We start from the raw sequence: 4,570 nt of genomic DNA, 5'->3' as shown, positions 1-4,570 counted from the left end.
CCCGCCAAGGCAAGTCCAGCGTCGCTGCACAGAACTGAAAATGATTGGGGCCGCCTTGCGGCCCTTCGCGGGCACGCCCGCTCCCACAGGGAAAGCGCAATCCTGTGGGAGCGGGCGTGCCCGCGAAGGGCCGCAAGGCGGCCCCAATCATTTTCAGTTCTGTGCAGCGACGCTGGACTTGCCTTGGCGGGTTTCGATCTCGTCGATCAGGCGCTTGGCCAGCGCCGGGTAGTTCTCGTCGAAGTGGTGGCCGCCTGGCAGCTTCATGCGTTCACCCACTGCAGTCTTGTCGGTGCAACCGCTCTCGTCGGTCTCTTCGATACCGTAAACGCAGACCACCTTGGACGCCGGTAGCTTGGCCATTTCCGGCCCGGTTGGCGCTTCCTGGCCTTCCTTGCCCAGCCAGCCCTCAACCTCGATCTCGAAGCTGCCGCTACGGGCGAACGCCAGCAGCACGACCGCGTCGATACGCTGCTGGTCTTCGGCCGGCAGGCGGTTGTAGATGGCCGGCAGCACGTCGGCGCCGAACGAGTATCCAGTCAGCACGAAACGCTTGGTGCCCCACTTCTGACGGTAGTGCTGCATCAGTTCCGACAGGTCGGCGGCGCTTTGCTCCGGGGTCTTGTGCTGCCAGTAGTAGCGCAGGGTGTCGATGCCGACCACCGGGTAGCCGAGCTTGGCCATTTCACCGGCCACATCGCGGTCCAGGTCGCGCCAGCCGCCGTCACCGGACAGGAACAGGGTGACGGTGTCGGTGGTCTGCCCGGCCGGGACTTCTACCACCGGGATGGCCAGGGCGTTGCCGTCGCGGCCGACCAGGGCCTGGGTCAGCTGGGCCTTGAGCACCTGTGGCAGGTGGATGTCATAGTCGCTGATGCTGGTTTCGGCGTTGGCCTGGTCGCGCACGAAGGCAGCGCTGGCGTCGTCCGGATTGTCGTTCCAGGCGACGTTCCAGTGGCCGTGGGCGGCCGACTTCGGCAGCTCGACCTTGCAACCTGGCTGTTCCAGGGTGAAGTCGACCGAGATGGCCCGCGCCTTGTCGTCGCTCTGGGTGGCCAGCCAGCGCCATGCCTGGGCTGCGCCCGGGCCGATGCCGGCGACCAGGGTCGGTTTGTCGGACAGCTGGGTCAGCGCCTGGTCCATGGCCTGTTGCTGCTTGGTGCAGTCGTTCGGCGGCAGGATCACCTGGACCAGCTGCGCCTCGCCAGCCTGGCTCAGGTCCATCAGCTGCTTGTCGGTCAGGGCCTGGTCCTGGGGCACGCCGATGGCGACCCGGGCCTTGGCGTGCACGCCAGGGGTGACGCGGATGATGCTGGTGTCATTGAGGGTCAACTGCTCCAGCCGTGCCTCGGGGGCAGGGCGGGCCCACAGCCAAAAGCCCCCAGCGCCGGCCAGGGCGGCCAGCAGCAGGGGAATCAGTACGTACAGCCAATAGCGTCGGATCATCAACGTTTCACCAATCCAGTCAGGCCGCCGGCAATCAGGGCGGCAGTATCGGCCAGTGCCACCAGCGGGTCGAGCCCGGCCGGCACGGCCATGTAACGAGGTTCCCAGTCCGGCTGGAACTTGTCCTTGAAGCGCCGCAGGCCCTGGAAGTTGTAGAGCTGTTCGCCCCGGCGGAACACCATCGAGCCCAGGCGTTGGGTCAAGGGTGCGCCGCGCCGTGGCTGCAGGCCGGAAAGCGGGACCATGCCCAGGCTGAAGCGGCCGTAGTCATGGCTTTTGTAATGCAGGATCAAGCCGATCATCATGAATTCCATGGTCAGCTTCGGCGCCTCGGGGTGTGCGCGCATCAGGTCGAGGCTGGCCAGTTCGTTGCTGTGGGTTTCCAGCAGGTTGGCGAAGGCCACCGGCCGGCCCTGGAAACGAATCAGGGCGATACGGAAGTGCTGCAGGTACTCGGGGCTGAAGCGCCCCAGCGAGAAGCCTTTCTCGCGCACGTTCTTGCCGCCGAGCCAGGCGTCGGAGATTTCCTTGAGCTCGGCCAGCGGTGCATGGCCAGGTTCGTGGATCTCCAGGCTCAGGCCATCCCGGCCGCCGCGGTTCCAGGTGTAGCGCAGGTCTTTCATTTCCTTGCCCTTGGCTTCGAGGTCGAAGCGGCGCAGGTCGACCCGCGCTTCCTCGCCCAGTTTCAGGGCAGTCAGGCCGATGTCCATGTAGAACGGCAGGTTCTCTGCGCGCACCTGGTAGAACACCGGGCGGGCGTGGTGCAGGTCGCACAGGTCGCGGAACTGCCAGATCATCTCGGCGCGTTCCTGGGCCGGGCCGATCGGGTCGTACAGCGCCACCAGGCTGCGGCCGCGGCGGGCATACATGAGGAAGGCATTGTCGCTGGGGTGGAACAGCAATGCCTTGTCGCCGGTCAATGCCAGGCCGCCGTCGGGCTGGTCGGAGGCCAGAAGGATGCGGTTGGCGCGCTGCAGCTCGACGTCGTCAGGCAGGTGAATGACCGGACGGGCGGTGCGCAGCAACCAGGTCAGGGCGACAATCACCAGCAGCACCGCGCTGCCCAGGGCGGCGCGCAAGCCGCGCGGGGCGTCGGCGTCGAGGGTGAACTGCCACCACAGCTTGTGGGTATAGGGTACGTCCTGGTAGGCGAACAGCAGCAGCCACACCGAAGCGCCGACCACGCAGGCGCTGGCCACCAGGTACACCGGTGAGAACGGCAGTTCGAGCAGCCGGCTTGGCCGGTAGAACGAGCGGCGGAAAACGGCCAGCAGGGCAGCGGTCAGGGTCAGCAGGCTGGCTTCTTCCCAGTCGAAGCCTTTGAGGATCGACAGCAGTGCGCCGACCAGCAGCAGCACGGTGGTCAGCAGCCAGGCTGCCGACAGGCGCCGGCGCAGGCCCTGGGCCAGCAGCAGGCAGAGCACGCCAATCAGGCTGGCGCCGAAGTGCGAGGCATCAATCAGCCGGTGTGGCACGAGGAAGCCCATGTGCTCCAGGCGTGTGTCGATCTCCGGGGTGGCGCCGGAGAACAGTAGCACCACGCCCGACAGGAACACCAGAATCGCCAGGATCGGTGCGCCAAGGCCCGAGGCCGCCTTGATCGCTTGCTGGGCGAACAGCAGGCGGCGTGCTTCGTTGGCCAGCAGCAGCACGCAGGCCAGCAGCAGCGGCAACACCACGTAGATCAGCCGGTACAGGAGCAGGGCGGCGGCCAGTGGCGCGGCGCCAAGCTGGTCGGCGAAGGCGGCCAGCAGGATCGCTTCGAACACCCCAACGCCACCCGGTACATGGCTGAGCACTCCAGCAGCCAGGGCCAGCAGGTAGACCAGCACGAAGGCACCGAAGGGGGGCGCTTCCGGCAGCAGCAGGTAAAGCACGGTGGCTGCAGCGGCGACGTCCAGTGCGGTTATCAGCAACTGCAGGGCTGCCAGGCGCCCACCGGGCAGGCGCAGGGTGCGGCGCCCCAACTGGACCAGCAGGTTGTCGGCCAGCGGTTGTTCCGGCAGGCGACGGCGATACAGCCCGATCACCAGCACGGCGGTGATGGCCAGAACGGCGATGGCGATGCCGGCGAGCACCGTCGAAGGCATGCGCAGGGCGGTTGCCGCGGCCGGCAGGTTGCTCAAGGTGGCCAGCGCCGCCAGTGGTGGCAGTGCGCAACCCAGGGACAGGCTGGCAAACACGGTCATGCGTGCGACTTCGGCGGCACCGAGGCCCTGGCGTGCATACAAGCGGTAGCGCACCGAGCCGCCCGAGAGCATCGACAGGCCGATCGCGTTACCAATGGCAAAGGCGCTGAAACCGCCCATTATCAAGGATCGCGCAGGCAGCTTGACGGCGGCGTAACGGCTGGCCGACCACTCGTAGCCCAGCAGGATCACGAACCCTGCCACCGTCGCCAGCAGGGCACCGATCAACGATTTTGCCGGTACGTCGAGCATGGCATCGTGCAGGGCGTAGATGTCCAGTTCGCTCAACAGATGCCGACAAGCAATCAGCGCCATGGCAAACAGCAGCAAGGTTACGGCCAGGCCAATTGGCTGACGGTAACTGCTCATTCGTTCCAGCCAAGGCAGGCGCTGGGCAGCAGTCGGCAGTGCCGAAGCGAGAGGCACCTGGGGTTCGGGGGTGTGCGATGTCATGAGATGCCTCGAGCGTGTTGCGCGAGGAGGGGAAGAGCTGCGGCCAAGTGAAAGTCCCTTTGGTAAACGTATCCAGATATTACTCCGGGCAACGTTACTTTCAGTCGTCCGGCAGTGTTAAAGATAGTTCATTCTCAAGTCGACACCTCAAACGAGCGGGTTTGGGTGCAGTACAAGGATTTATCAGGCGACGAAATGCAACAAACCCCGCACTGTTTTTACACAGGCGGGGTTTGTTCTGACGAATATGGTTGCGGGAGCCGGATTTGAACCGACGACCTTCGGGTTATGAGCCCGACGAGCTACCAGGCTGCTCCATCCCGCGTCAGAGGGGCGCATTCTATAGATTCGGACGGGCAAGTCAAGCACTAACTGCACAAGGGCAAGCAATTGTTTCAGACCTTGAATTTCAGGCAAAGAAAAAGGCCACTGCGTTAACAGTGGCCTTTTCTCGAATCTGGTTGCGGGAGCCGGATTTGAAC

At 65.0% G+C, this 4,570-nt stretch carries 2 protein-coding genes and 1 tRNA gene; all 3 read right to left on the bottom strand.

Translation table 11 applies throughout. From position 1 onward, the window contains the following. Positions 1-153 precede the first annotated feature (153 nt). The gene (locus tag J7573_RS25470; protein WP_294341330.1) at positions 154-1,446 is read right to left on the bottom strand and encodes an AcvB/VirJ family lysyl-phosphatidylglycerol hydrolase; all 1,293 of its coding nucleotides are present in this window, start codon (positions 1,444-1,446) and stop codon (positions 154-156) included. Further along, positions 1,446-4,088, bottom strand: a complete 2,643-nt coding sequence (gene mprF / locus J7573_RS25465; RefSeq protein WP_294341327.1) for a bifunctional lysylphosphatidylglycerol flippase/synthetase MprF — start codon at positions 4,086-4,088, stop codon at positions 1,446-1,448. The genes J7573_RS25470 and mprF overlap by 1 nt, the downstream gene beginning before the upstream one ends. A 248-nt stretch (positions 4,089-4,336) precedes the next feature. Continuing rightward, positions 4,337-4,413: transfer RNA gene (locus J7573_RS25460), tRNA-Met, on the bottom strand. Positions 4,414-4,570: the final 157 nt, after the last annotated feature.

The sequence above is a fragment of the Pseudomonas sp. genome, assembly GCF_017744435.1.
Classification (GTDB): domain Bacteria; phylum Pseudomonadota; class Gammaproteobacteria; order Pseudomonadales; family Pseudomonadaceae; genus Aquipseudomonas.
This window is presented reverse-complemented; position numbering and strand designations above follow the sequence as displayed.

Coding starts and splice junctions, on each gene's coding strand:
- mprF (WP_294341327.1), bottom strand. CDS start 4,088: ATGACATCGCACACCCCCGAACCCCAGGTGCCTCTCGCTTCGGCACTG.
- J7573_RS25470 (WP_294341330.1), bottom strand. CDS start 1,446: ATGATCCGACGCTATTGGCTGTACGTACTGATTCCCCTGCTGCTGGCC.